The following is a 22,904-nucleotide window of genomic DNA, read 5'->3' as shown; positions in this document are numbered from 1 at the left end:
GGAGGTTCGCGGCCGGATGCTCGGACGGGTGTGCCAGGCGGCTCACTGGGGCTCGGCCTTGCCGAGGCGCCAGTAGCCCATGAAGGAGACGCGCCGGCGGTCGACACCGGTCTCGCTCACGAGGAACCGGCGGAGGCGCTTGATCGCGCCGGCCTCTCCGGCGAGCCAGGCGTAGAAGCCTGCGCCCGGCGGTGTGTCCGGGGTGTCCCACAGGGTTTCGCGGTCGATGTCGATCTCGAGCTCGGCCGCGTTCACGGCGACGCCGGTCGGGACCTCGGGTCCCTGGTGGCCGGCGACCCAGGTGCGCACGGCGGCGTCGAGGCGTTCGCCGTGCGGGGCGCCTCCGCGTGGAAGCCAGGTGACGGTGCAACCGTCCGGGACCCGCACGTCGAGCTGGTCCGCGGCATCCGGCACCTCGAGGAAGGCGTGCGCCGTGCGCCCGGGCTGCAGGGTATCGAGGATGCCGCAGATCGCGGGGACCGCGGTCTCGTCGCCCGCGAGGAGCAGGTAGGTCGCGTCGCCGGGGCGCCAGTCGAGGCCGAGGCCGGCGTCGCGGCTGCGCGAGTCCGGCCCGACGATGACGACGTGCTCGCCGACCTGGGCCGCGGCGAGCCAGCGGGATGCGGGGCCGGGGCCGGAACCGGCGGCATCCGCTGCGTCGTGGGAGACGAAGTCGACGTCGAGTTCGCGGAGGTGCGGGCGCACCCTGCGGACGGTGTAACTGCGGAACGGGTTGCGCTCAGCTTCGGGAAGGGCCCGCCAGCGGTCGTACCAGCCGGTGCCGGTCGAGGCAGGGTCGTGCTGCTCGTCCACTCCGAAATCGGCGAGGCCGACGCCGGGGATCGGCAGGACGAGCTTGATCCGCTGGTCGAGTCCCGCCGTGCCGAAGTGCTCGAATTCCGGACCGGTGAAGGTCACCCGCACAAAATGCGGGCTCAGGCGCCGGATGCCCGCGACCGTCGCCCGGTACGGCCGGTAGCCGGGGCGTGCATCAGGGAGCAGGTCCTCGCCGGTCACCTCGGTGCTGGGTAAGGTAAGCATTACCTAAGTATTGCATCCCCGGGCTCTGCGTGCCGTGTGAATTCGGTGTGAGCGCACCGGGCCGCCGCGAGCTGGCCTCGCCACCTACAGCCGGACGCTGGCCCCGGTGAAACCGCCGAACCCGCCGCGCCCGCCGTCCCCGGTTTCCACGGGGCGGTCCGGGAGATTGGACCACTGCGACCAGGATCCGGGGTAGAGGTAGGGGACGAACCCGGCGATCGTGAGCGCGGCGATCTCGTGGGCGGCCGTGACCCCCGACCCGCAGTAGACCCCGATCGGGCGCATCGGTTTCACGCCGAGGGACTCGAACTGCGCACGCAGCTGGTCGGCGGGCAGGAAGCGTCCGTCGTCGGCGAGGGCGTCCGTCGTCGGGGCGCTCACCGCGCCCGGGATGTGGCCGGCGCGGGGGTCGACCGGCTCCGTCTCGCCCCGGTACCGGGCGCCGGCACGCGCGTCGAGGAGGATGCCGGTGTGCGCGATGGCGGCGGCGGTGTCGGCGTCGATCGTGGCGAGCGAGCCGTAGCTGAGGTGTGCGGTGCCGATCGGCGGGTCGGGCTGCTCCCCGGTGACGAGCGGCAATCCCGCCCTGCGCCAGGCGGCGAGCGCACCGTCGAGCAGGAGCACGTTGCGGTGACCGGCGTGCCGCAACAGCCACCACGCCCGCGCCGCCGACATCAGGCTCAGGTCGTCGTAGACCACGACGGTGTCGTCGTCGTGGATTCCCCAGCGCCGCGCCGCCGCCTGCAGGTCGTCGATCGCGGGCAGCGGGTGCCGCCCGTCTTCAGGCGCCCCTGGCCGGGCGAGTTCGGTCTCGAGGTCGACGTAGACCGCGCCCGGCAGGTGTCCGGCGGCGTATTCGTCGCGTCCGCTCGGCCCGAGGAGCGCCCACCGGACGTCGAGCACACGGATGTCGTCACGCGTCTCGAGCAGGCGGGCCAGGTCCTCGGCGGAGATCAAAGTGTTCACGAAACCACGGTACCGGGTGTGCGCGGCGCGGGGACCCGCATCCGCCCATGCCCCGCCCCTTTGATACGGCCCCAGGCACGGCCGTCGACACGATCCTCGGCACGGAATTGCGTTCGGTACACGTTCGTTGCGAAAACGGGCGCGCACGCGACGCAATTCGGCGCGGGGCGGCGACGGATTGCGTGCCGGGGGCCCGACTCGACCCGTACCGGGCCTCGCCCGTAGACTCGAACGAGTGAGCAGCTACTGGACCCTACTGAAGACGCCCGGGGTTGCCCGTCTGATCGCCGCGCAGCTGACCGCCCGCTTTCCGTTCGGGATGCTCTCGCTCGCGTTCCTGATCCACATCGAGCACGTCTACGACTCCTACGGGTCCGCCGGCCTCGTACTCGGTGCGATGAGCATCGGCCAGGCCATCGCCGGCCCGCTCACGAGCCGCCTGATGGGCCGCTGGGGCATGCGCCGGGTCATCATCGCCACGATCGCGATCTGCGCGAGCGCCATCGTCGTGATGGCGTTGTTGATCCTGCCGATCTGGGGCCTGATGGTGATCGGCCTCGTCGCGGGGCTGACGACACCGCCGATCCAGCCGGCCGTGCGCACGATCTACCCGAAGATCGTCAACTCCCGTCAGCTCACCCCGCTGTTCTCGCTCGACGCATCCGCCCAGGAGATCATCTGGGTGCTCGGACCGGTCATCGCCACATTCGTCGCGATCCAGATCAGCTCGGTCGCGGGCATCCTCCTCGCCGCTGCATTCCTGGTCGGCGGCGGCATCTGGTTCGTCGTGCTGCCCGAGGTCGGCCGGGTACGGATCCCGCGCAGCCGCCGCAAGCTCGGCGCCGTGCTCAAGCGCCCTGCCGTGCTCCTCAGCACCGTTGTCGGCTTCATGCTCGTCGCGGCCTGCTCGGCCGTCGAGGCCGGCGTCGTCGCGGCATTCGGTCACGGCAGCTCGGACTCCGGCTGGGTGCTCGGCATCTTCGCGATCGGCTCGCTCGTCGGTGGCCTCGCGCTCGGTCACGCGCCGATCGGCCCGTGGGCCCTCGCCGGGCGGATGCTGATCGTCACGATCGGCCTCTCCCTCGCGACTCTCGGCCTCAGCTTCTGGTGGCTCGCCGCAACGCTGCTCCTCGCGGGCATCGGCATCGCGCCGGCCTTCGCTGTGCTGTTCGGGATCGTCTCCGCGAGCGTCAAGTTCAGCGACACCGCCGAGGCGTACGGCTGGGTCGGCACCGGCCAGCTGATGGGAGCGGCGCTCGGGTCCGCGACGGCCGGCTTCATGATCGACCATAACGGCGCCGGGTCCGCGATCCTCGTCGCCGCCGGTTTCGCCGCGCTCGGGACCCTGATCCCCGCGCTCGGTCGCCGCTGGCACCCGGACCTGCGCGGCCGCGACGCCGGCCCGATCCCCGACACCGCCCCCATCCAGATCCAGGTCTCCTAACCCCACCGCCCCGGCCGCGCCTCGCCCGCTTACAGTCCACGAGAGTACACTTTTGGCCCTCAAACCAGTGGTTTAGGGGCCAAAAGTGTACTCTCGCGGGCGTCGCGAAGCCGCGGGTCGGGGCAGCGGATGCCGCGGCATCCGCTGCCGGAGACCTGCGGCTAGTGCGTGTCGACCTGGTGGGCCACGTACTGCACGGGAGCGGGCAGGTGCGCCTCGCTCCGCACGGTGCGGGAGAACCGCTCGATCGACTTAAGCGCGCTGACCAGCTCGTCGGGGGTGATCGGGAACGGCATGTTGTGGATGGTCTCCCCCTGCACCGTCGCCGCCTCGGCGACGCGGCGCAGGTCGTCCTCGTCGTCGACGCTGAGGCCGACCTCCGTCAGCGTGTTCGGCAGCCCGACCCGGGTCGTGAACTCGATGAAGTCGCGGATCTCCTGGGTCGGGGCGCCCTCGAGCACGAGCTGCGTGACCGAGCCGATGTTGACCTTCTGCCCGTGCGCGAGCCCGTGGGTCTGGTGCGCCGCGGTCAGGCCGTTGTGGATCGCGTGCGCCGCGGCGAGCCCGCCGGACTCGAATCCGAGCCCCGACAGCAGCGTGTTCGCCTCGACGAGCTTCTCGACGGCCGGGGTGACCTGGTGGTCGCGCACGGCGTCGAGGGCGGGGAGCGCGTTGTCCCAGATCACGCCCCAGGACAGTTCGGCGAGCGCGGTGCCCGCGAGGGTCGGCAGGCCGCCGGCCATCGTGTTCGCGTGCGCCTGCCTCGTCGCCCGGGCTTCGAGCCACGTCGCGAGCGCATCACCGACGCCCGCCGCCAGGAACGCGGCAGGGGCATCCGCAACGAGCTGGGTGTCCATCAGCACGAGGTCCGGGTTCTTCGGGAAGAAGCGGTACTCCTCGAACGCGCCATCTGCGGTGTAGATCACGGAGAGGGCCGATGTGGGGGCATCCGTTGATGCGACGGAGGGCACCGTGACCCAGCGGATCCCGGCGAGGAACCCGGCCGCCTTCACGGCGTCCATGGTGCTGCCGCCGCCGAGGGCGACGATGACGTCGGCGCCGGTCCTGTCGATCACGCCGACGAGGCGGGTGACCTCCGCGGCCGTGGGGATGCCGCCGAAACGTTCCCGGGTGACGGGCAGCTGGGCGGCGCGCAGCGAGTCCGTGGCGCGCTGCCCGAGGATCCCCCAGACGACGTCGTCGGAGACGAGGAGCGGGGTCTTCCCGAGCGGCGCGAGGAATTCGCCGAGCCGGGACAGCGCCCCTTTCCCCTGGACGTAGCGGCCGGGGCTGATGATGGTGCGAATGGCGCTGGAGGCGGCCATGACGATCTCCTTCTTCAAGCGATGCGGATGCCGCCAGCCTAAATTCGCCGGTGCCGGCCCGGTCAGGGGCCCTGTCACCATGTGAGAAGCTGCCTCACGCGCCGAACCCGGGATCTTCTCAGGAGCCGGACGATTGTGCCCGGGCCGGGCCCGACCGACAATGGCCGCATGAAGACCACGGATGCTCTTCCCCTGTCCCAGCCGCCGTCGCCCCGGACGCTCGCCCAGCCGCCACTGACGTCCAACGTCACGGCACTGCCGGCACCGCCCGCCCCGAGCGGGGTCGCCTCGATCCTGAAGACGCTCGCGATCCTCGAGATCGTCGCCGAACGTGGCGGGGCCACGGCGAAGGAGGTCTCCGCGAGCCTCGGCTATCCGCTGCCGACCGTGTACCGGCTCATGCAGACGCTCGTGCAGAGCGACTACCTCGTGCACATCCGCCGGGAGCGCAAGTTCGAACTCGGCTACAAGCTGCATCAGCTCGGCGTCTCGCTGCATCGCCAGATCGGCGTGCCCGCCGAGGTGCGCACCGAGATCGCCTGCCTGCACCGCAACGCCCAGGCGGCCGCGTACTTCGCCGTCTACCGGGGGGCCGATGTCGTCGTCACGTACATCGTGGATTCCCCGGCAGCCCCGCGCCTCACCCCGTTGAGCTTCGGGTTCCACGAGGCCGCGCACGCGACCGCCTTCGGCAAGATCATGTTGAGCGGCATGACCGGCGAACAGCGCGACCAGTACCTCGACGCTCATGGGCTGCCGCAGCTGACCCCGGCGACGATCACGGATCGCGGGGAACTCGAACGCCAGCTCGAGTCGATCTCCCGGTCGCACGTCGCCTGGGAGCACGAGGAATTCGTGCCGGGTATGACGTGCGCCGCGGTCGGCGTGCGCAACTCCGCAGGCCTGCTCGTCGGCTCCGTGGCGATCTCGGCCCGCGCGGACTCCATCGCGATCCGCGAACGCGACCACGAGCGGATGCTGCGCGAGACCGCTGCCGGACTCTCGCGGTACTTCCGCTCCGGCAGCGTCAGGCGCTGAGCATCCGCTCCGCGACGGTTAGCGGGCCTCCCACCAGGGCGTGATCACGGCGCGCGCGAGGGTGTGCGCGCCGAGGTTGAAGGTGAGGAACGCGGGCGTCGAAGTCTCGGGGATCCCGATCGTGTCGACGTCGAGGGCGTGCACGGCGATGTAGTAGTTGTGCCGCCCGTGGCCGGCCGGCGGGGCCGCACCGAGGTAGCGGCGGAGGCTCGCGTCGTTGGTCAGCTGCCAGGCGCCGGGCGGGAGCAGGGTGCTGTCCTCCTCCCCCGCACCGGTCGGCAGGCTCGTCGTCGAAACGGGGATGTCGGCGACGGCCCAGTGCCAGAATCCGCTCGCCGTCGGGGCGAGCGGGTCGTACATCGTGACCGCGAAGCTTCGGGTTCCCGCCGGGAAACCGCTCCAGTGCAGTTCCGGGGACGTGTCGCTGCCGCCGGCGCCGAAGATCCCGCTGCGCTGGGGCGGGTCGAGTTCCCGGCCGTTCTCGACATCGTTCGATTCGAGGGTGAAGGTCGGCACGTCGCCGATCTGGTCGTACGGGGTTCTCATCATCTGGTCGTGGGTCATGGGTGCGTCATCTCCTTGTCGGGCGTGGTTCGGGACGGTGTCAGGGTGCCGGAGGGGTCCCGGATCCCGGAGCCGGTAGCCCGGTCACAGGGACCGGTTTGCGAGCTGTTCGGCGATATGGTCGGCCTGCCGGATGGCGAGGGCCACGATCGTGAGCGTCGGGTTGGCCGCGGCGCCGGTCGTGAAGACCGACCCGTCGCTCACGAACAGGTTCGGCACATCGTGGGCACGCCCGAACTTGTTCACCACGCCGTCCTCCGGTCGTGCGCTCATCCGGCTCGTGCCGAGGTTGTGCGTCGAGGGATACGGCGGGGTGCGGTGCGCCGAGATCGACCCGACCGCGTCGTAGAGCAGTTCGGCCTGGCGGTAGCCGTGGTCGCGCATGGCGACGTCGTTCGGGTGGTCGTCGAAGTTCACGTTCGCGACCGGCAGGCCGGCAGCATCCGTGACCGAACCGTTGAGGGTGATCCGGTTGGTCTCCTGAGGCATGTCCTCGCCGACGATCCAGAGCCCCGCGGTGTGCGCGTAGCCGTCGAGGATCGACGTGAAGTCGCGCCCCCACGAACCCGGGTCCGCGAAGGCCGCGAGGAACGCCGGCCCGAGCGAAAGGGTCTCGAGGTAATAGCCGCCCGCGAAGCCGCGGCGCTCGTCGTGGCGCGCCTCGTCCGCGATGATCCCGGCCATGGTCTCGCCGCGGTAGGAGTGCACCGGGTCGGGGAACTGGGCGTAGACGGAGCCGGTGGTGTGCCGCATGTAGTTGCGGCCGACCTGGCCGGAGGAGTTCGCGAGTCCGTCCGGGAACAGTGAGCTCGCGCTGAGCAGCAGCAGTCGAGGCGTCTCGATCGAATTCCCGGCGACACAGACGATGCGTGCCCGCTGCCGGTGCATGCCGCCGGCGGCATCGAGGTACAGCACGGCATCGGCGCGCCCGGTCCGGTCGTGCGTGATCTGCACGGCCTGGCTGAGCGGCCGCAGGTCGAGGTGACCGGTCGCCTCCGCACGGGGAATCTCGCGCACGAGGGTGCTCCACTTCGCGCCGGACCTGTCGCCCTGGAAGTTGAAGCCGTCCTGCACGGATGCCGGGCGCCCGTCGTACGGCTCGGCGTTCGTCGCGTACGGACCGGTCGCGTAGAAGTTGTAGCCGACCCGGGCGGCACCGTTGGCGAACACCTTGTAGTTGTTGTTGGCGGGCAGGGCGGCGCGACCGTGCCGGTGCGTCGAGCCCATCGCGATCTCGGCGCGGTCGTAGTACGGCGCGAGTTCGGCGAGGGTGATCGGCCAGTCGAGCAGGTTCGCGCCGTCGATATCGCCGTAGGTGCTGCGGGCCTGGAATTCGTGGGCGAGGAAGCGCGGCGTGGCGCCGGACCAGTGCGTGGTGCTGCCGCCGACGGCCTTGACGATCCACGCCGGCAGGTTCGGGAAGTCACGGGCGATGCGCCAGGAGCCACTCGTCGTGCGCGGGTCGAGCCAGGCCATCTGCGAGAACGCCGCCCACTCGTCGTTGACGTATTCCGCATTGGTGATGTGGGGCCCTGCCTCGAGCACGACGACCGGGATGCCCCGGGCAGTGAGCTCGTAGGCGAGGGTGCCGCCTCCCGCTCCGGACCCGATGATGACGACGGCCTCCTCGTCGTGGTCGATGGCGCTCACTTCGTCACCTCGTCCCTGCCCGAAGCGGATTCCGGGGCTGCGGATGCCGCAGCCGGGGTCGCCGGGGTCGCGGCACCGACCTGCCGGGTGAGCGGGCCGATCTCGACGTAGCGCAATTCGCCGGTGTATTCCTCGATCCGCGGCTCGGGGAGCCAGTCGAGGTCGTTGAAACCGCGGTGCAGATAGCCGCCCTTGTCGAAGGATGCGCCCTCGTAGCCGAGCGCTTGCCAGACCTCCGGGAGGTTGTAGAGGGTCAGCACGGTGTTCGCACGAACGAAGCCGAAGAATTCGGTCTGTTCGATCGCGCGGAGGCGGGCCGTGGCATCCATCGCATTGAGGTCGAGGAACGCTCCGGCCGGGAGGGTGTCGAGGCTCGCGAGGCCGGACGACAGGGCGAGGAAGTGCCGTGGCGTCTTCTCGGCGAGCGCGATCAGGGCGTCTGCGGTCTTCTCGTATGCGGTGTCCGGCAGTTGCGCGTGCGGGAATGCCACCCGGATGACGCGCACGAGCAGGGCCCGCGCCTGCGGGGAGTCGAGGAAGCCGCTCGGGGCTTCCGAGGTTTCGAGGAACGTCACTGTTGGTCTCCTTCGGATGGATCGGGGTGGATCTGGCTCAGGCGGCGTGACCGGGTACGAGGATGCCGCGGCCGACCAGGCGACCGCTCTCGAGGTCGGCGATCGCGTCGTTGGCGGCCTCGAGCGGGTAGACGGCGGTGTGCAGGGTGACCTTGCCCTGGGCGGTGAGGGTCATCAGTTCGACAAGGTCGGTGTATGTGCCGACGAGGTTGCCGATCACATTGATCTCGCGGGAGATGATCTCGATCGTCGGCAGGCTGACCGTACCGCCGTAGCCGATCACGTAGTGCGAGCCACGGTTCCGGAGCAACTTCGGGGCGAGCAGTTCTGCGCCGCGTTCGCCGACGAAGTCGAAGACGATGTGCGCGCCGCCACCGGTGATCTCGGCGACGGCATTCTCGACCGCCGCGTCGCTCGTCGCGAGCACGGTGTGGTGTGCGCCGATCTGCCCGGCGAGCTCGAGCGCCGCTTCGGAGCGGTCGACGACCGTGATTTCCGCGCTCGTGATCGCCGCGAGGCTCTGCACGCCGATGTGCCCGAGGCCGCCGGATCCGATCACGACGGCGTGGCTGCCGGGGAAGAGCACCGGGGCGGCCTTCCGCACGGCGTGGTACGCGGTGAGTCCGGCATCCGCCAGAGCGGCCACGTCCCGGGGCTGGAGCGCGGGGTCGAGCTTCACCACGGCGCGCGCGTTCGTGCGCAGCACCTCGGCCATGCCGCCGTCGACATTGATGCCGGGGAAGGTGGCGTTCTCGCAGTGCGAATCCTGGCCCTCCCGGCAGGCGGGGCAGAGCCCGCAGCTGGTGAGCGGATGCATGATGACGGTGTCCCCGACCGCGACGTTGTGCACGGCCGAGCCGCACGCCCGTACCCAGCCGGCGTTCTCGTGGCCGAGGGTATAGGGCAGGTGCGGGTGCTGGATCGGATCCCACTGGCCTTCGATGATGTGCAGGTCGGTGCGGCAGAGCCCGGCGGCGCCGACGTCGACGAGCACGTCCCACGGGCCGAGGATCTCGGGCTCCGGCACGTCATCGAGGGTCGGCTGTGCGCCATAGGAATGGATCCGGACAGCCTTCACCGTGACCTCCTGCATCCCGGGTTCTCGCCGGGCGACGTTGCCCGGCCTGCCGCACCCCGGAGGGGTCGGCACGAGATCCTCATACTCTCGGTGCTGGGCCGCCGACTCGAAAGCGCGCCTCTCACCACGTGAGAAGCGCGCACCTCGCCGGGCCACCCCTTCCGCGAAAGCGGGTGAATCGTCGTTCAGGCCGTGTCTAACCGACGATTCACCCGCTTTCGCGGAAAGCTGCATGGCCGGTTTAATGGAGCTATGACCTCTTCACCCGTTCTGCAGTTCCACAACGGCCACTCCATCCCGCAGCTCGGGCTCGGGGTCTACAAGATTCCGGATGCCGACGCGGCCGACGCGGTGCAGGTCGCGCTCGAGTCCGGGTACCGGCACGTCGACACCGCAGCGCTCTACGCCAATGAGGCCGGCGTCGGCCAGGGCATCGCCCGGGCCGGCCTCCCCCGCGGCGACGTCTTCGTGACGACCAAGGTGTGGAACGCGGACCACGGCTATGACAGCACCCTGCGTGCCTTCGACGAGAGCCTCGGCAAGCTCGGGCTCGACTACGTCGACCTGTACCTGATCCACTGGCCGGCCCCGCGCCAGGACAAGTACGTCGACACCTGGCGGGCCCTCGAGGCGATCCGCGCCGACGGGCGGGCCCGCTCGATCGGCGTCTCCAACTTCCACCCGCATCACCTCGACCGGCTTCTCGCCGAAACCGACGTGGTTCCCGTGGTCAACCAGATCGAGCTGCACCCCTGGCTGCAGCAAGCGGATGCCCGTGCCTACGACGCCGCCCACGGCATCCTCACCGAAGACTGGTCACCCCTCGCCCGCGGCAGGGCGATCGGCAACCCGACACTCGACGCCATCGGCGCCCGCTACGGCAAGTCAGCAGCGCAGGTCGTGATCCGCTGGCACCTCGACCTCGGGAACATCGTGATCCCGAAGTCGGTGACACCGTCCCGTATCCGCGAAAATCTCGACGTCTTCGACTTCAGCCTGGACGCGGCCGACCTCGCCGCGATCGCGACCCTCGACTCCGGCGAGCGCACCGGCCGGGACCCCGACGACCTCGGCTGATCGCCCCCGCACGCACCAGTATCCGCGAGAGTTCTACCAGCGCGGGTGGATCTGGGCGCGGAGGAGGCGGTCGTAGATGTCGCGTACACCGGCGAGGAACTCGGCGCTGAGCGGGGGAACCGACCCGGCCGCCGCGTTGCCCTGCGCCTGCGCGATCGAGCGCGCGCCGGGGATGACGGCGCTCACGCCGTCCTGCTGGGCGACCCAGGCGAGCGCGGCCTGTGCGGGCGTGAGCCCGGCGGGAACGAGCGCGGCGAACTCGGCGGCCGCCGTGAGCCCGGTCTCGTAGTCGACGCCCGAGAAGGTCTCGCCGACGTCGAAGTGGCTGCCGTCGCGGTTGTAGTTGCGGTGGTCGTTCTGGGCGAAGGTCGTGGCGCGGGTGTACTTGCCGGTGAGCAGACCGCTCGCGAGCGGCACCCGGGCGATGATGCCGACCCCGGCGGCGCGGGCCGCGGGAAGCACGGTGTCGAGCGGCTTGAGCCGGAACGCATTCAGGATGATTTGCACCGTCGCGGTGGCCGGGCGGGAGATCGCCGCGAGGGCCTGGTCGCAGGTCTCGACGCTGAAGCCGTACGCGGCGATCGTGCCGTCGGCGACGAGGGTGTCGAGCGCGTCGTAGACCTCGCCCGATTCGACGACCGCGCTCGGCGGGCAGTGCAGCTGCACGAGGTCGAGGGTGTCGACACCGAGGTTGCGGCGGGAGCGTTCGGTCCAGGCCCGGAAGTTGGCGAGCACGTAGTTCTCGGCGAGCTGGTCGACGCGGCGGCCCATCTTGGTCGCGACCGTGATCCCGGCGTCCTTGCCGTCCCCGGCGAGGTAGCGCCCGATGATCTGCTCGCTGCGTCCGTCGCCGTAGACGTCCGCGGTATCGAAGAAGGTGACGCCGGCGTCGACGGATGCTGCGAGAACGGCGGTCGCGTCGGCCTCGCTGACGTCCCCCCAGTCCGCTCCCAGTTGCCAGGTTCCGAGCCCGATCACGGAGACGGTTCGGTCGGTTCTTCCCAGGGTGCGTGTGTCCATGTCCCCAGCCTAATCACCCGGCCGGCCGCCCTGGTCAGCGTGCGACAGCGGATGCCGGTGCGCGCGGCCCCTCCGGGTCCACCGGTCGGTCGTCGACCCCGGTCGCAGTCTCGATGACTGCGAGCAGCTCCCGGGCCAGGCGCGGCCGGATCAGGTGGTCGTTCGCCTCCACGCGGTGCATCGAGACGTGGCGCATCCGCTCGATCACGGTCAGGCTGCCCGACTGGATGAACGCGTCGAGGCTGCCGTAGACGACGTCGACGGGCACGCGCAGGATCGCGATGTCGCTCACGAGCGTCTGCGATTCGATGCAGTGCTCGAGGGACTTCACGAAGGGGGTCCAGTTGCGTTCGGTGATCTCGAAGATGCCCTTCGGCAGCATCCGCGAGATGATCGCCGCGTTCGTGATGGTGCGATCCTTGTTCTCCCGCAGGAACGCATAAACGCGCAGGTACACATTGACCCGGGCACGCACCCAGCGGTCCCCGATCTCGGACGGCGAGAGATAGACGGGCGGGCCCACGAGAACAACGCGCGAGATTCGGGTGCGGCGATCGAACCGGGTCAGCTGCGACGCCGCGAGCCGGGCGACGATGAGGCTGCCGAGGGAATGGCCGACGAGCACGAACGGCTCGCGCAGCCGGAGCGAGCGGATCGTGGCTGCGAGCGCCTCGACGTGGTCCTCGAGCCGGTACTCGCAGCCCTCAGGAGCCGGCGATTCGCCGAAACCGAGGATGTCGACCGCGATGACCCGGTGCCGCGGGGTGAGCAGCGGCACCAGTTCCCGGAACGTCACGGACGAACTGGCGATGCCGTGCACGAGGATGACGACCGGCCCCGTGCCTTCATCGGTCGCGATGTGCAGGAGGGGCGGGCGGCGTCGACGGAACCGATCCCTCATCGCCGCCCACCATCCCATGACTCAAGTATCGTCGCGCAGGCCTTCCTTGAACTCCTTGGTGGCCTTCGTCGCGTCGCGCTCGGCCTCGGCGTGCTTGACGCCGGCCTCCGCGCGCTTGACCTCGGCATCCGCCTTGATCTCGTCGACCTTGTCTTCGATCCGGTCCTTGGTGTCCTCGAACGTCCGGCTGATCTTCTGCCCGGTCGCGTCGAGGGCGTCCTTGGCGTTCTCTGCGAATCCCATGTTTCCTCCGTCGTGTGTCGAATGTGTCTCATGGAGCGTGCGTGTCAGGGAGAGCGCGTCTCGTGGAACGTGTGTCCCGTGGCACTCGGCCGGCGTTGCCTGGCCGATGAATCGACCCTAACAACTGCGCCCGCACCGAGACGGGATTGTGATTCGACTCCCAGACGGCGTCCAGACAGTGGCCTCAGGGCGCGCCATACAGTTGCCCCATGAAACGTTTTCCCGCCGCCGCAGCGCTCCTCGCCGCCGTGCTCCTGCTGGCCGGATGCTCCGCCTCCGGCTCGTCGAACGATGCCGGCTCCTCCGTGACGAACCCCGGAACCGGCGCCGCAACGGGCGACGGAACGACCAAGGATTCCGGGATCCTCGGGGCCCCGCAAGCCGGAGACGCCGCCGGGAGCGCCACCTCGGGCACCGTCGCCGGCAGCACGAGCGAAGTCGCGTCGGGCCAACGCGACGTGATCATGACGGGATCGATGTCGGTCACGGCAAAAGACCCGATCAAGGCGACGCAGGACGCCGTGACGATCACCGAGCAGGCCGGCGGCCGCATCGACAGCCGCACCGAGAACCCCGCGACCGACAACCAGCCGGCCAGCGCAACCCTCACCCTGCGCATCCCGGCCGCCGCCCTCGACCGCACGGTGACCGACCTGAAGAAGCTCGGTACCCTCAACTACGTGTCGCTCAACGCCTCGGACATCACCCAGCAGACCCAGGACCTCGACGCCCGCATCACCGCCCTGAAGACCTCCGTCGACCGGCTGCTCTCACTGATGCAGCAGGCGACGACGACGACAGACCTGATCGCGATCGAGGGCACGCTCTCCCAGAGGCAGGCGGACCTCGAAAGCCTGCAGTCGCAGCGCAATTTCCTGTCCGATCAGGTCGACTTCTCGACGATCACCCTCTCCCTCTACTCAACGGGCACCGTCGCGCCCGGCGCCCCCGGCGACTTCTGGACCGCGATCGGGGCCGGCTGGGCGGCCATGGTCGGCGCCCTCGGCGCCGCGCTCGTCGGCATCGGCTACGCGCTGCCGTGGATCGCACTCCTCGGCGCGACCGCGCTCATCGTGATCCTCATCGTGCGGATGTCCCGGCGCAAGGGAAAGGCTGCTTAGGCTTGGGGGGTGACCCACTCCACCCCCCACCGCTCCCCGCCGGGCCCCACAAAGGTCCGTCGAACGGATGTCTGACGCCACCGTCAGCATCGGGGTCTTCGACAACGCGGGCTACACCCGCGCGGTCCTCGACCTGACCATGCGCCTCGCCGAGGTCATCTTCGCCGCCGGTGCCGGCGCCGAGGATGCCACCGCCGCGATGGAAGCGATCACCCGCGCGTACGGGCTCAAGGGTACCGAGGCGAACGTGACGCACACGATCATCGCCCTCACCCACGAAGACCCGGGCACGCACGAGTCGATCACGCGCAGCCGCAACGTCAAGTACCGCTCGCTCAACTACGGGAAGCTCACCGCCACGAGTGAGCTGATCGCCGAACTCATCGAGAATCCCATCGATGTCGCCGACGCGCGCAAGGCCCTCGCGACCATCGTGAGCGCCCGCCCCCAGGTCACCGCGCTCTGGCGTCGGCTCGGCTGGAGCCTCGTCGGCGCCGGCGCCGCCGTACTGATCGGTGGCGGGCTCACCGTGCTCGTCGCCGCGTTCATCGCGACCTTCTTCATCGACCTGATCACGACGGCGCTCGACCGGCGACAGGTGCCGGTCTTCTACCAGAACGTCGTCGGCGGGGCCATCGGCCCGATGACGGCAGCTGTCGTCGCGCTCGTCGACCCGTCCGCGAATCCCTCCCTCGTCGTGATCGCGACGATCATCATGCTCCTCGCCGGGGTCACGACCTTCGGCGCGGTCCACGACACCCTGTCCGGCTTCTACCTCACCGGAACCGCCCGCATGATGGAGGCGCTCCTCATCACCGGCGGCCTGGTGACCGGCGTCGCCGGGGCGTCGCTCCTCCTCGCCCGGTTCGGCCTGGTGCTGCGGGTGAACGGCAACGTCGCGTTGACGTTCGCCGACGTGGCCGCGCTCCTCGCGGCATCCGTCGTCATCGTCGTGGGCTTCGCGCTCGCGGTGCAGGTGCCGTGGCGCGCGTACTGGGTCGTGTGCCTGCTCGGGGCGCTCGCCGAAATCCTGTACCTGGGTGGCACGAGCGCGGGCTTCGGGCTGGTCTGGTCGTCGGCGGCCGCGGCCGTCGGAGTGGGGCTCGCCGCCGCGCTCACGTCACGGGTCGTGCGCACGCCGCCGCTCGTGATCGTCGTGACGGCACTCGTGCCGCTCGTGCCCGGGCTGACCCTGTTCAGCGGCCTGCTGCAGCTCTCCGACGGCAACATCGACGGCGTGCTCAGCATGCTGACCGCCGGTGCGGTCGCCGTGGCGCTGGCGGCGGGGGCGATCCTCGCCCAGTACCTCGTGCAGTTCGTCTGGGGCCCGGCACGCAGGCTGCAGCGCCGCTTCGTCGGTCCGCTGATGGCGCTTCCGGTGCGGCTCAGCCGCAGCCCGGGCAAGCGCATCTAGCCACGCCACGTGCACCGTTCCGGTCGAGAGTGCCCGTTCCGCGCGTCACTCTCGACCGGAACGGAACACGTCCTGTCCGTCCGGCAGCCCGGGGTCAGTTCGGGACGTCGGCCTCTCCGGTTTCGTCGTGGAGGTCCTCGACGTAGCGGTACGAGATCGGTTCCTCGGTGACGTGCCCGAGCTTGAAGACGCGCCGCACGATCTGCCCGTCCTCCTCGACTTCGAGGGTGACCTCCTGGGCGTATCTGCCGTTGACGTATTCCAGTACTCGTTCGGTTCCCGCGGCGATCGGGTTGGCGCCGTAGAAGATCGCCCGGTACGTGTCGTTCTCGCTCATATTCCCTCAATCCCTCAGGTGGCTGGTCGCACACAGCCTACGACCGGCGCGCCCGGGCACAAGGGCCGGGCCGAGCGGATGCCGTTCCCAGCGATTCCGCGTAGGGTCGAGGAAGACGATGCCGCTGGGGCTCGGGTCGAAGGAGTGCACATGGCTGACAAATCACCCAAGAAGGACGCGGCCAAGAAGGTCGCCGGAAAATCTCTCAAGGAGAAGCGTGCCGACAAGCACGCCAAGTCCAACGAGACGGCCGAGAAGGCACGGAAGGCGTAGCCTCCGCCCGATTAGTTTCACGCAGTTCCACTGCAGACAGGGTGCTGTCCCGCTTCGGCGGGGCGGCACCCTTCTTCCGTTAGGCCAGGTCCCGCCGAATGCCGGAGACGGCCTCGGAACCCCGGATCTCGACGAGGAGCTCCAGGATCCGGTCGACGACCGCCGTCGTCACCGCCCGGCAGACGATGCTGTGGCGGCCCAATTCCGTGAGGCCGCCGGCCCGCACCCGGATCACCTCCCAGCCGACCTCGTTCAGGGCCGCGTCCTTCTCCCGGTCTGAGGCCTCCTTGAGGCCGCGATGCGCCAGGCCGTCGCGCCCAGGGTCGTCGTATTCGATCGCGATCCGGAGCGCCGGAATGATGATGTCCGGCCAGACCTCGGGCTTGCCGTAGAAGGTGCGGCTGATGCGTACGGCATTCACTCGGTGCGGCAGGCGGATGCGCTCCCCGAGCGCCACCCGCAGCCGTTGCTCGGTCGCGGAGGTGCCGAGCCGCAGGCCGGGCTTCATGAACGGCACGCCGCCCTCGAACCGGGCGGCCGGGGCGGCGGCATTGGCCTGGCACCGGGGGCACCCGGGGCCGGTGAGGGCTTCGCGGACCGTCGCGGTGTACCGGGAGTGGCCGCGGGTGCAGATCCAGTCGTAGACGGCGCCGATGCGGGTCTCCTGCGCGAGGGCGCCGCGCGCGCCCGCCGCGACCGTGCCGACCAGCTGGGCCCTGGTGCGCCGGGTCTCACGCAGGAGCACGCAGAGCGGGCAGTCCCTGTTCAGGGTGATGCGCGCATCCGCTGCCGGGGCGCCGTGGCCGCAGCGGAACCGCACCGCAGTGCCGCCGCTCGCTGTGCCGCCGCCTCCTGCCGGGATGTCCGTGCCGCTCATGCCCCGCTCCCTCGTTCGTGGCCGAGGCTACCGGGCACCCCCGACACCGGTGCTGCGGATGCCGCGTCAGACGGCCTCGAGCACGCTCACGTAGTTCGCGACGCCGACTCCACCCATGTTCTGCACGAGCGCACGGCGCGGGGCATCGAGCTGCATGTCGCCGGCGGTGCCGGTGAGCTGCATCGCGGAGACGACGTGCTGCGACACTCCGGTCGCCCCGACCGGGTGGCCCTTCGCCTTGAGTCCGCCGGAGATGTTGACCGGGAGCCTGCCGCCGCGGTACACCCAGCCCTCCTCGACGGCCCGGCGGCCCTCGCCGGGCGGGGTGAGCCCCATCGCCTCGTACATGATCAGCTCGGCGATCGTGAAGCAGTCGTGCACCTCGGCGAAGTCGAGCTCGTCCAGGCCCACCCCCGCCATCCGCAGGGCGCGTTCGAGCGAGATCCGGGTCGCCGCGAAGGCGGTGGGGTCGCGGCGGGCGGCGGGCAGGAAGTCGTTGGCCTGACCGAAGCCGGTGAGCCGCACGGGATCGGTCGCGGCTCCGGAGCGGCGGGGCGCCCCTGCCGTGAGTACGATCGCGGCGGCCCCGTCGGAGACCGGGGAGCAGTCGGTGCGCCGGAGCGGCCCGGCCACGATCGGATTCTTCTCGGAGACGGTGCGGCAGAAGTCCTCGCCGAGGTCCTTGCGCAGCTGGGCGAAGGGGTTGTCGACGCCATTGCGGTGGTTCTTGGCGGCGATGGAGCCGAGCACGTCGCCGACGTCGCCGTAGCGGTCGGCGTATGCCTCGGCGACGACGGCGAAGAGGCCGGCGAAACCGGATGTCGACGGCTGGCCGGCCAGGTCGTAGTCGGCGCCGAGCAGCGCGGATCCCACCCGCTCGGATGAGGCATCCGTCATTTTCTCCGCCCCGATCACGAGCACGGTGCGGGCGGTGCCGGCAAGCAGGGACTTGACGCCCTGCTGGAACGCGGCCGAGCCGGAGGCGCAGGCGTTCTCGACCCGGGTGGCCGGAACGTACGCGAGCGCCGGGTCGGTCTGCAACGCGAGCGAGGACGCGAAGGCGAGCGGAACGAGCCCGGAGTTGAACTGGCCGAGGTAGATCTCGTCGATCTCGCCGGCGTCGACGCCGGAGTTCGCGATCGCCTCGGTGGCGACCTGCACGATCAGGGTCTCGAGGGTGTCGTCGCTGAGCTTGCCGAAGCGGCTGTGCCCCCAGCCGGCGAGGAGGACGTCGGTGCCGAATTGTTCCTGGAGGCTCACAGTCGCACAGCTTTCTGGTCGGTTGCGGTGTTGGTTGCGGTGTCGGTTGCGGTGTCGGTTGCGGTGTCGGTTTCCGTCTCCGAGACCGTGAAGTCCGGTTCCGTGCAGGCGCGGAGATCCTCGAGGGTGACCCCGGGGGCGCGGCGACGCAGCACGAGCCCGGTCTCTGTCACGTCGAAGACAGCGAGGTCGGAGATGATCCGGTTGACGACCCCGACGCCGGTCAGCGGCAGGCTGCACTCGGTCACGATCTTGGGGGCGCCGTCCCGTGCCACGTGTTCGGTCAGCACGACCACCCGCGGGGTGCCCGCGACGAGGTCCATAGCGCCGCCCATTCCCTTGATCATCTTGCCGGGGATCGTCCAGTTGGCGAGGTCCCCGCTGCCGGACACCTGCATCGCACCGAGGATCGCGACCTTGACGTGACCGCCGCGGATCATGCCGAACGAGATCGCCGAGTCGAAGACGGATCCGCCCGGCAGGATCGTCACGGTCTGCTTGCCCGCGTTGATCAGGTCGGCGTCCTCCTCGCCCGTCCAGGGGAATTGCCCCATGCCGAGCAGCCCGTTCTCGCTCTGCAGCGTGACCGAGACCCCCTCAGGCAGGTTGTTGGCGACGAGCGTCGGGATACCGATGCCGAGGTTGACGTAGTCGCCGTCGTGCAGTTCGCCGGCCGCGATCGCGGCCATCTCGTCTCTGGTCCACGTCATGGGGTACTCCCTGGGTGTCGATCGGATGGGGGGTCTCTGGTGGGTGGGTCGCGGGCGGCTCAGGCCGGCACCACGACCGCGCGCTCGCGCACGGTGCGCTGCTCGATCGGCTTGGCCCGGGCATCCGCCTGCACGAGGCGTTGCACGTAGACGCCCGGCGTCACGACGTCGTGCGGGTCGATCGTGCCGCGCGGCACGATCTGTTCGGCCTCGGCGATCGTGACGATGCCGGCGGTCGCGACGAGCGGGTTGAAGTTGCGGGCGGTGTACCGGTAGACGAGGTTGCCCTCCGTGTCGGCGCGCCAGGCGTGCACGAGGGCGACGTCGGCGACGATGCCGCGTTCCTGCACGTAGCGGATGCCGTCGAACACCGCGTGGGGCTTGCCCTCTGCCACGAGGGTGCCGACCCCGGTCTTCGTGTAGAAGGCGGGGATTCCTGCTCCCCCGGCCCTGAGGCGCTCGGCGAGGGTGCCCTGGGGGCTGAATTCGACCTCGAGCTCGCCCGCGAGAAGCTGCTCGGCGAAGAGCCGGTTCTCGCCGACGTACGACGCGATCACCTTCCGCACCTGCCCGGTCTCGAGCAGCCGGCCGAGACCGATCCCGTCGACGCCCATGTTGTTCGAGACGACCGTGAGATCACGAACACCGGATGCCCGCACCGCGTCGATCAGGTCGGCGGGAATCCCACAGAGGCCGAAGCCGCCCACCGCGAGCACGATCCCGTCGTGGAGGACGTCACCGAGTGCGTCGGCCGCGCTGGTCAGTACCGTGGACATGGTCGTCTCCTCATTGAGCATTCACTGTGTCCACCCTGTGGACACGCTGTCTGACGGCCATGCTAACCGGGCGGCGAAGACCCTGTCAATCGCGGAAATCCGTGCGTTTGATTGCGCATCCACCCCGTGAACACTAGGCTCACCATCATCCACATTATGGACACATAGGAGTCGAGATGACCACGGTTGACGCAAAGGGACCGAGCGGCACCGTGCAGGGCGCCCAGGTGACGGCCCGGATCGCCCTGCTTCTCCGGCTCGTGGGCCGCGCGCCGGGCGGGGCTGCGCTCTCCGACATCGTGCGGGACTCCGGCCTGACCCGGCCGACCGTGCACCGCCTGCTCACCTCGCTCGCCGCAGAGGGGCTGCTCGACCACGATCCCGTGCGGCACACCTGGCACTACGGGCCCGAGATCTTCGTGATGGGGGTCGTCGCCGCCGACCGATACCCGATCGAGGAGCTCGCCCGGCCGAGCCTGCGCCGGCTCGCCGAGGAGACCGGCGAGAGCGCCTTCCTCTCCATCCGCCGAGGCGCGGAGACCGTCTGCCTGCTGCGGGAAGAGGGCAGCTTCCCGATCCGGTCGTTCGTTCTGCACGAGGGCGTGCGGTTCCCGCTCGGCGTCGCCTCCGCCGGGCTCGCGATCCTCGCGTACCTGCCGGAGGACGAGGTGACGGCATTGCTGGGCGGCGAGCTCGCAGCGACGTGGGGTCCGGCGCACACGGCGGCGGGCATCCGCTCGAACCTCGAGCTCACCCGCACCACGGGGTATGCGGTCAACCCCGGGCTGATCCTGGAGGGCAGCTGGGGCATGGGAGCGGCGATCTTCGATCGGTCCGGCCGGCCGGCGTGGGCGCTGTCCCTGACCGGGATCGAGCCCCGGTTCCGGCCGGAGCGACAGGAGTTCCTCGGTCGCCTGCTCCTCGAGGAGGCGAACCGGATCACCCAGGAGTTGCAGAAGCCCGGCCCGCTCGCGCACTGATCCGCGCAACCCTCACGTGTCGCCGAGTATCGTCGTGGCTGGAATTCACCCCGGAAACGACAAAAGGACCGGGGCCGCTGGGCCACGATCCTTCTGTCTTGCCGGTGGAGCTAAGGAGATTCGAACTCCTGACCTTCTCATTGCGAACGAGACGCGCTACCAACTGCGCCATAGCCCCCAACCGCTTATGAAGAATATCACGCGTTGGGCCTCGTTCTGAGCACACCCCGTGCGCGGCGACCTCCTGGCGGAACGGGGGTGCTCGTCCGAGTGCCTACCCGGCGGCGCGGCGGCGGCGCAGAACGGCGTCGAGGTCGGTCATTCCCGGCTCGGTCTCGCCGACGATGCCCATCGACGCGAAGCGGCTGACCGGTGCGGCGACCGTTGCCTTGCCCGCGACGGCGACCGGCCCTGTCTTCGTGACCGGCCTTGTGCCCACGTTCGTGCCCACGTTGCTGCCCAGGCTGCTGCCCTGGGCGAAGATCGTTCCGGTGTGCCGGAGCGGCGTGACCGCGACCTGCAGCTGGTCGGCTCGGCGGGCCACCTCGGCCTCCGCGGCTGCCCGGCGGAGCTGCGCGGCGGCATCCGCTGAAGCCATGGCGACCTGGGCGACCGTGCCGGGGGCGAGGTGCAGCGGGCGGGGCAGCGGGTGCGGCGTCCAGGTCTGCACGGGAACGGGGGTCTCCTCGAACTGCACCGGTTCGAAGTCCTGCCCGACGAGCGGCCGGGAGCGGGCTTCGGCGACGGCGGGGCCCGCGGCGACGGACCGGGCCCTGGCGTGCGCGCTGGTGCGGGCGAGGCGGTTGAGGGTGCCGAATGCGAGGACGCCGGAGGCGGCGCCGACGGCGAGGAGGACGGCCGAGCCGCCGGAGACCAGGGCGACGAGGCCGAGTGTGACGGCCAGGAGGCCGCCGAGGAGCACGAGGGTCGCGAGGGCACGCACGCGGCGCACGCGCCGGCTCCTGGCCGCTGCGTGCCCGATGACGGTGGACTGGGCGGCGCGTTGGGCGGCGGCCTGTACCGCGGCGACCTGCGCGGCGGCGGCGCGTTCTGCTGCGGCCTGGGCGGCGACCGCGCGGCGGGCGGAACTCGCGGCGGCCATCACGGCCTTGGCCTCGACGCGAGCGTCCTCCTCGGCCTGCGCGAGCAGCTTCTGCTGGGTCACGACGGTGCGGGCATTCGCCTCGAGTCGTACCTCCTGCGGAATCTCCGACGTCTCCGCGAGGATACGCATGGTCTGCTGCAACCGAACCGCATTGCGTTCGATCGTGAGATATTGGCGTCGTCGGGTCCAGGTCGGCATCAAATAGGCCACCCAGAGCACGGCGGCGACCCCCACCATGACTCCGCCACCCAGGACCTCGCTACTCATGCTCCCTACGGTATGAGTCAGGGGCCGTTCCGGCGCTGATTAGACGGGGTGTGTCCGCCGACTCGCCGGTGAATCGACGATTCTTTTTTGCGCGGCGTGTCTTTTTGCGCGGCGTCTCTGCTGTGCGCGGGTTGTGGTTCGATGCTCAGTACTCGGCCACACCGAGCGGATGCGCCGCCGCGGCCCGGTCCGCGGGGGTCACCGCCGCAGCATCGGCGGGGGCCGCCCCGTCGCGCCAGCGGCGCAGCACGCCCTGGCGCACTTCCTCGGCCACGAGGGCGAAGCAGAAGTGATCGCGCCAGTCGCCGTTGATGTGGATGTAGCGACGGCGGAGGCCCTCGTAACGGAAGCCGAGCTTCTCGACGACGCGCAGGGAGGGGCCGTTCTCCGGCCGGATGCAGATCTCCATCCGGTGCAGGCCGAGCTGCCCGAAGCAGTAGTCGGTCGCGAGGGCAACGGCGATCGGGGTGATCGAACGACCGGCGAACTCCTCGGCGACCCAGTATCCGATCGTCGCGCTCGACAGCGAGCCCCAGCTGATCGAGGAGACGTTGAGCTGGCCGGCCAGCCGGCCCTGGAATTCGATCACGAACGGCAGGCCGTTCCCGGTGCGCGAGTGCGCGAGCAGGCTGCGAATGCTCGCGCGGGTGTCGAAGGACATCGGCGCGTACGGGCTGGTCGCCTCCCAGGCGCGCAGCCAGCCTCGGTTCTCCATCAGGGAGCGTTCGAGGTTTTTGTCATCGCGCAGCCGGATGGGACGCAACGTCACATCACCGTCGAAGAGCGTCGGAATTGCGATCGCCACAACCTGCCTGTCTACTCGGATTCAACTGGTGTTCCCCCACTGTAGTCACCCGGATCA

General features: G+C 70.1%; 24 protein-coding genes and 1 tRNA gene. 7 read left to right on the top strand and 18 right to left on the bottom strand.

Going from position 1 to position 22,904, the window contains the following annotated elements; all coding sequences use genetic code 11:
* Positions 1–42: 42 nt before the first annotated feature.
* Together E3O39_RS08450 and E3O39_RS08445 are read right to left on the bottom strand one after the other, a co-directional pair.
* On the bottom strand, positions 43–1,041 hold the full coding sequence (locus E3O39_RS08450; RefSeq protein WP_134449349.1) for a siderophore-interacting protein: 999 nt from the start codon (positions 1,039–1,041) through the stop codon (positions 43–45).
* Between the two features lie 84 nt (positions 1,042–1,125).
* Positions 1,126–2,007 carry a sulfurtransferase gene (locus tag E3O39_RS08445; protein ID WP_134449348.1) on the bottom strand — a complete coding sequence of 294 codons (882 nt, stop codon included), beginning with the start codon at positions 2,005–2,007 and terminating at the stop codon, positions 1,126–1,128.
* Between the two features lie 235 nt (positions 2,008–2,242).
* On the opposite strand from E3O39_RS08445, the gene E3O39_RS08440 reads away from it, so the two are divergent.
* Entirely contained in the window at positions 2,243–3,451 is a 1,209-nt protein-coding gene (locus tag E3O39_RS08440; protein ID WP_134449347.1) for an MFS transporter, read from the top strand.
* A gap of 161 nt (positions 3,452–3,612) precedes the next feature.
* On the opposite strand, the gene E3O39_RS08435 is transcribed toward E3O39_RS08440, so the two are convergent.
* The gene (locus tag E3O39_RS08435; protein WP_134449346.1) at positions 3,613–4,776 is read right to left on the bottom strand and encodes a glycerol dehydrogenase; all 1,164 of its coding nucleotides are present in this window, start codon (positions 4,774–4,776) and stop codon (positions 3,613–3,615) included.
* A gap of 168 nt (positions 4,777–4,944) precedes the next feature.
* On the opposite strand from E3O39_RS08435, the gene E3O39_RS08430 reads away from it, so the two are divergent.
* On the top strand, positions 4,945–5,814 hold the full coding sequence (locus E3O39_RS08430; RefSeq protein WP_134449345.1) for an IclR family transcriptional regulator: 870 nt from the start codon (positions 4,945–4,947) through the stop codon (positions 5,812–5,814).
* 18 nt (positions 5,815–5,832) lie between these two features.
* Here the strand turns inward: E3O39_RS08430 and E3O39_RS08425 are convergent, their stop codons facing one another.
* The 4 genes from E3O39_RS08425 to E3O39_RS08410 form a co-directional block, all read right to left on the bottom strand.
* Positions 5,833–6,378, bottom strand: a complete 546-nt coding sequence (locus E3O39_RS08425) for a YbhB/YbcL family Raf kinase inhibitor-like protein (RefSeq protein ID WP_241975489.1) — start codon at positions 6,376–6,378, stop codon at positions 5,833–5,835.
* A gap of 84 nt (positions 6,379–6,462) precedes the next feature.
* On the bottom strand, positions 6,463–8,028 hold the full coding sequence (locus E3O39_RS08420; RefSeq protein ID WP_134449344.1) for a GMC family oxidoreductase: 1,566 nt from the start codon (positions 8,026–8,028) through the stop codon (positions 6,463–6,465).
* The gene (locus E3O39_RS08415) at positions 8,025–8,603 is read right to left on the bottom strand and encodes a hypothetical protein (RefSeq protein WP_174774654.1); all 579 of its coding nucleotides are present in this window, start codon (positions 8,601–8,603) and stop codon (positions 8,025–8,027) included. The genes E3O39_RS08420 and E3O39_RS08415 overlap by 4 nt, the downstream gene beginning before the upstream one ends.
* 37 nt (positions 8,604–8,640) lie before the next feature.
* Positions 8,641–9,753: an NAD(P)-dependent alcohol dehydrogenase gene (locus E3O39_RS08410; protein ID WP_241985021.1), complete on the bottom strand. Its 1,113-nt coding sequence runs from the start codon at positions 9,751–9,753 to the stop codon at positions 8,641–8,643.
* 180 nt (positions 9,754–9,933) lie between these two features.
* Here E3O39_RS08410 and E3O39_RS08405 point away from each other — a divergent pair, with 180 nt between their 5' ends.
* Positions 9,934–10,758, top strand: coding sequence for an aldo/keto reductase (locus E3O39_RS08405; RefSeq protein ID WP_134449343.1), 825 nt, complete (start codon positions 9,934–9,936; stop codon positions 10,756–10,758).
* Between the two features lie 33 nt (positions 10,759–10,791).
* On the opposite strand, the gene E3O39_RS08400 is transcribed toward E3O39_RS08405, so the two are convergent.
* Genes E3O39_RS08400 through E3O39_RS08390 form a run of 3 tightly spaced genes read right to left on the bottom strand, consistent with a single transcriptional unit; the run spans position 10,792 to position 12,922 of the window.
* On the bottom strand, positions 10,792–11,778 hold the full coding sequence (locus E3O39_RS08400) for an aldo/keto reductase (RefSeq protein WP_134449342.1): 987 nt from the start codon (positions 11,776–11,778) through the stop codon (positions 10,792–10,794).
* Between the two features lie 34 nt (positions 11,779–11,812).
* Positions 11,813–12,679: an alpha/beta fold hydrolase gene (locus E3O39_RS08395; RefSeq protein ID WP_241975490.1), complete on the bottom strand. Its 867-nt coding sequence runs from the start codon at positions 12,677–12,679 to the stop codon at positions 11,813–11,815.
* A gap of 21 nt (positions 12,680–12,700) precedes the next feature.
* The gene (locus E3O39_RS08390) at positions 12,701–12,922 is read right to left on the bottom strand and encodes a hypothetical protein (RefSeq protein WP_134449340.1); all 222 of its coding nucleotides are present in this window, start codon (positions 12,920–12,922) and stop codon (positions 12,701–12,703) included.
* A gap of 209 nt (positions 12,923–13,131) precedes the next feature.
* Here E3O39_RS08390 and E3O39_RS08385 point away from each other — a divergent pair, with 209 nt between their 5' ends.
* Both E3O39_RS08385 and E3O39_RS08380 read left to right on the top strand, forming a co-directional pair.
* Positions 13,132–14,043, top strand: coding sequence for a DUF4349 domain-containing protein (locus tag E3O39_RS08385; protein WP_134449339.1), 912 nt, complete (start codon positions 13,132–13,134; stop codon positions 14,041–14,043).
* 67 nt (positions 14,044–14,110) lie between these two features.
* Positions 14,111–15,457, top strand: coding sequence for a threonine/serine exporter ThrE family protein (locus E3O39_RS08380; protein WP_134449338.1), 1,347 nt, complete (start codon positions 14,111–14,113; stop codon positions 15,455–15,457).
* Between the two features lie 94 nt (positions 15,458–15,551).
* Here E3O39_RS08380 and E3O39_RS08375 read toward each other — a convergent pair whose 3' ends face one another.
* The gene (locus tag E3O39_RS08375) at positions 15,552–15,794 is read right to left on the bottom strand and encodes a hypothetical protein (protein ID WP_134449337.1); all 243 of its coding nucleotides are present in this window, start codon (positions 15,792–15,794) and stop codon (positions 15,552–15,554) included.
* 150 nt (positions 15,795–15,944) lie between these two features.
* Between E3O39_RS08375 and E3O39_RS19695 the strand changes: the two genes are divergently transcribed.
* Positions 15,945–16,067, top strand: a complete 123-nt coding sequence (locus E3O39_RS19695; RefSeq protein ID WP_255454127.1) for a hypothetical protein — start codon at positions 15,945–15,947, stop codon at positions 16,065–16,067.
* 79 nt (positions 16,068–16,146) lie between these two features.
* On the opposite strand, the gene E3O39_RS08370 is transcribed toward E3O39_RS19695, so the two are convergent.
* The 4 genes from E3O39_RS08370 to E3O39_RS08355 form a co-directional block, all read right to left on the bottom strand.
* Positions 16,147–16,944 (bottom strand): hypothetical protein, encoded by a 798-nt coding sequence (locus E3O39_RS08370; RefSeq protein WP_134449336.1) that lies wholly within the window; start codon positions 16,942–16,944, stop codon positions 16,147–16,149.
* Positions 16,945–17,010: 66 nt separating this feature from the next.
* Complete coding sequence (locus E3O39_RS08365; RefSeq protein ID WP_134449335.1) at positions 17,011–18,204, bottom strand: acetyl-CoA acetyltransferase; 1,194 nt, start codon at positions 18,202–18,204, stop codon at positions 17,011–17,013.
* Positions 18,201–18,914: a CoA transferase subunit B gene (locus E3O39_RS08360; protein ID WP_134449334.1), complete on the bottom strand. Its 714-nt coding sequence runs from the start codon at positions 18,912–18,914 to the stop codon at positions 18,201–18,203. Before E3O39_RS08360 ends, E3O39_RS08365 begins: the two co-directional genes overlap by 4 nt.
* Positions 18,915–18,973: 59 nt before the next feature.
* Complete coding sequence (locus E3O39_RS08355) at positions 18,974–19,690, bottom strand: CoA transferase subunit A (protein WP_134449333.1); 717 nt, start codon at positions 19,688–19,690, stop codon at positions 18,974–18,976.
* 176 nt (positions 19,691–19,866) lie between these two features.
* Here E3O39_RS08355 and E3O39_RS08350 point away from each other — a divergent pair, with 176 nt between their 5' ends.
* A complete protein-coding gene (locus tag E3O39_RS08350; protein WP_134449332.1) occupies positions 19,867–20,670 on the top strand; it encodes an IclR family transcriptional regulator in 804 nt (267 codons plus the stop codon).
* Between the two features lie 105 nt (positions 20,671–20,775).
* On the opposite strand, the gene E3O39_RS08345 is transcribed toward E3O39_RS08350, so the two are convergent.
* From E3O39_RS08345 to E3O39_RS08335, 3 genes are all read right to left on the bottom strand, one after another.
* Positions 20,776–20,848, bottom strand: a tRNA-Ala gene (locus tag E3O39_RS08345).
* A 96-nt stretch (positions 20,849–20,944) separates the two neighbouring features.
* Positions 20,945–22,042 (bottom strand): hypothetical protein, encoded by a 1,098-nt coding sequence (locus E3O39_RS08340; protein ID WP_134449331.1) that lies wholly within the window; start codon positions 22,040–22,042, stop codon positions 20,945–20,947.
* 145 nt (positions 22,043–22,187) lie between these two features.
* Positions 22,188–22,847: a GNAT family N-acetyltransferase gene (locus E3O39_RS08335; protein WP_134449330.1), complete on the bottom strand. Its 660-nt coding sequence runs from the start codon at positions 22,845–22,847 to the stop codon at positions 22,188–22,190.
* Positions 22,848–22,904 lie beyond the last annotated feature (57 nt).

It is taken from the genome of Cryobacterium sp. MDB2-A-1 (genome assembly GCF_004402675.1).
In the GTDB taxonomy this organism is placed as follows: domain Bacteria; phylum Actinomycetota; class Actinomycetes; order Actinomycetales; family Microbacteriaceae; genus Cryobacterium; species Cryobacterium glucosi.
Note: the sequence above shows the minus strand (reverse complement) of the source record. Positions and strands in the feature narration are given on the sequence as shown.

Bases quoted from the DNA above. Each gene is read 5' to 3' on its own strand.
- E3O39_RS08450 (WP_134449349.1), bottom strand. From the start codon at position 1,041: ATGCTTACCTTACCCAGCACCGAGGTGACCGGCGAGGACCTGCTCCCT.
- E3O39_RS08425 (WP_241975489.1), bottom strand. From the start codon at position 6,378: ATGACCCACGACCAGATGATGAGAACCCCGTACGACCAGATCGGCGAC.
- E3O39_RS08370 (WP_134449336.1), bottom strand. From the start codon at position 16,944: ATGAGCGGCACGGACATCCCGGCAGGAGGCGGCGGCACAGCGAGCGGC.
- E3O39_RS08405 (WP_134449343.1), top strand. From the start codon at position 9,934: ATGACCTCTTCACCCGTTCTGCAGTTCCACAACGGCCACTCCATCCCG.
- E3O39_RS08375 (WP_134449337.1), bottom strand. From the start codon at position 15,794: ATGAGCGAGAACGACACGTACCGGGCGATCTTCTACGGCGCCAACCCG.
- E3O39_RS08355 (WP_134449333.1), bottom strand. From the start codon at position 19,690: ATGTCCACGGTACTGACCAGCGCGGCCGACGCACTCGGTGACGTCCTC.
- E3O39_RS08400 (WP_134449342.1), bottom strand. From the start codon at position 11,778: ATGGACACACGCACCCTGGGAAGAACCGACCGAACCGTCTCCGTGATC.
- E3O39_RS08435 (WP_134449346.1), bottom strand. From the start codon at position 4,776: ATGGCCGCCTCCAGCGCCATTCGCACCATCATCAGCCCCGGCCGCTAC.
- E3O39_RS08395 (WP_241975490.1), bottom strand. From the start codon at position 12,679: ATGAGGGATCGGTTCCGTCGACGCCGCCCGCCCCTCCTGCACATCGCG.
- E3O39_RS08340 (WP_134449331.1), bottom strand. From the start codon at position 22,042: ATGAGTAGCGAGGTCCTGGGTGGCGGAGTCATGGTGGGGGTCGCCGCC.
- E3O39_RS08385 (WP_134449339.1), top strand. From the start codon at position 13,132: ATGAAACGTTTTCCCGCCGCCGCAGCGCTCCTCGCCGCCGTGCTCCTG.
- E3O39_RS08360 (WP_134449334.1), bottom strand. From the start codon at position 18,914: ATGACGTGGACCAGAGACGAGATGGCCGCGATCGCGGCCGGCGAACTG.
- E3O39_RS08380 (WP_134449338.1), top strand. From the start codon at position 14,111: ATGTCTGACGCCACCGTCAGCATCGGGGTCTTCGACAACGCGGGCTAC.
- E3O39_RS08430 (WP_134449345.1), top strand. From the start codon at position 4,945: ATGAAGACCACGGATGCTCTTCCCCTGTCCCAGCCGCCGTCGCCCCGG.
- E3O39_RS08350 (WP_134449332.1), top strand. From the start codon at position 19,867: ATGACCACGGTTGACGCAAAGGGACCGAGCGGCACCGTGCAGGGCGCC.
- E3O39_RS19695 (WP_255454127.1), top strand. From the start codon at position 15,945: ATGGCTGACAAATCACCCAAGAAGGACGCGGCCAAGAAGGTCGCCGGA.
- E3O39_RS08390 (WP_134449340.1), bottom strand. From the start codon at position 12,922: ATGGGATTCGCAGAGAACGCCAAGGACGCCCTCGACGCGACCGGGCAG.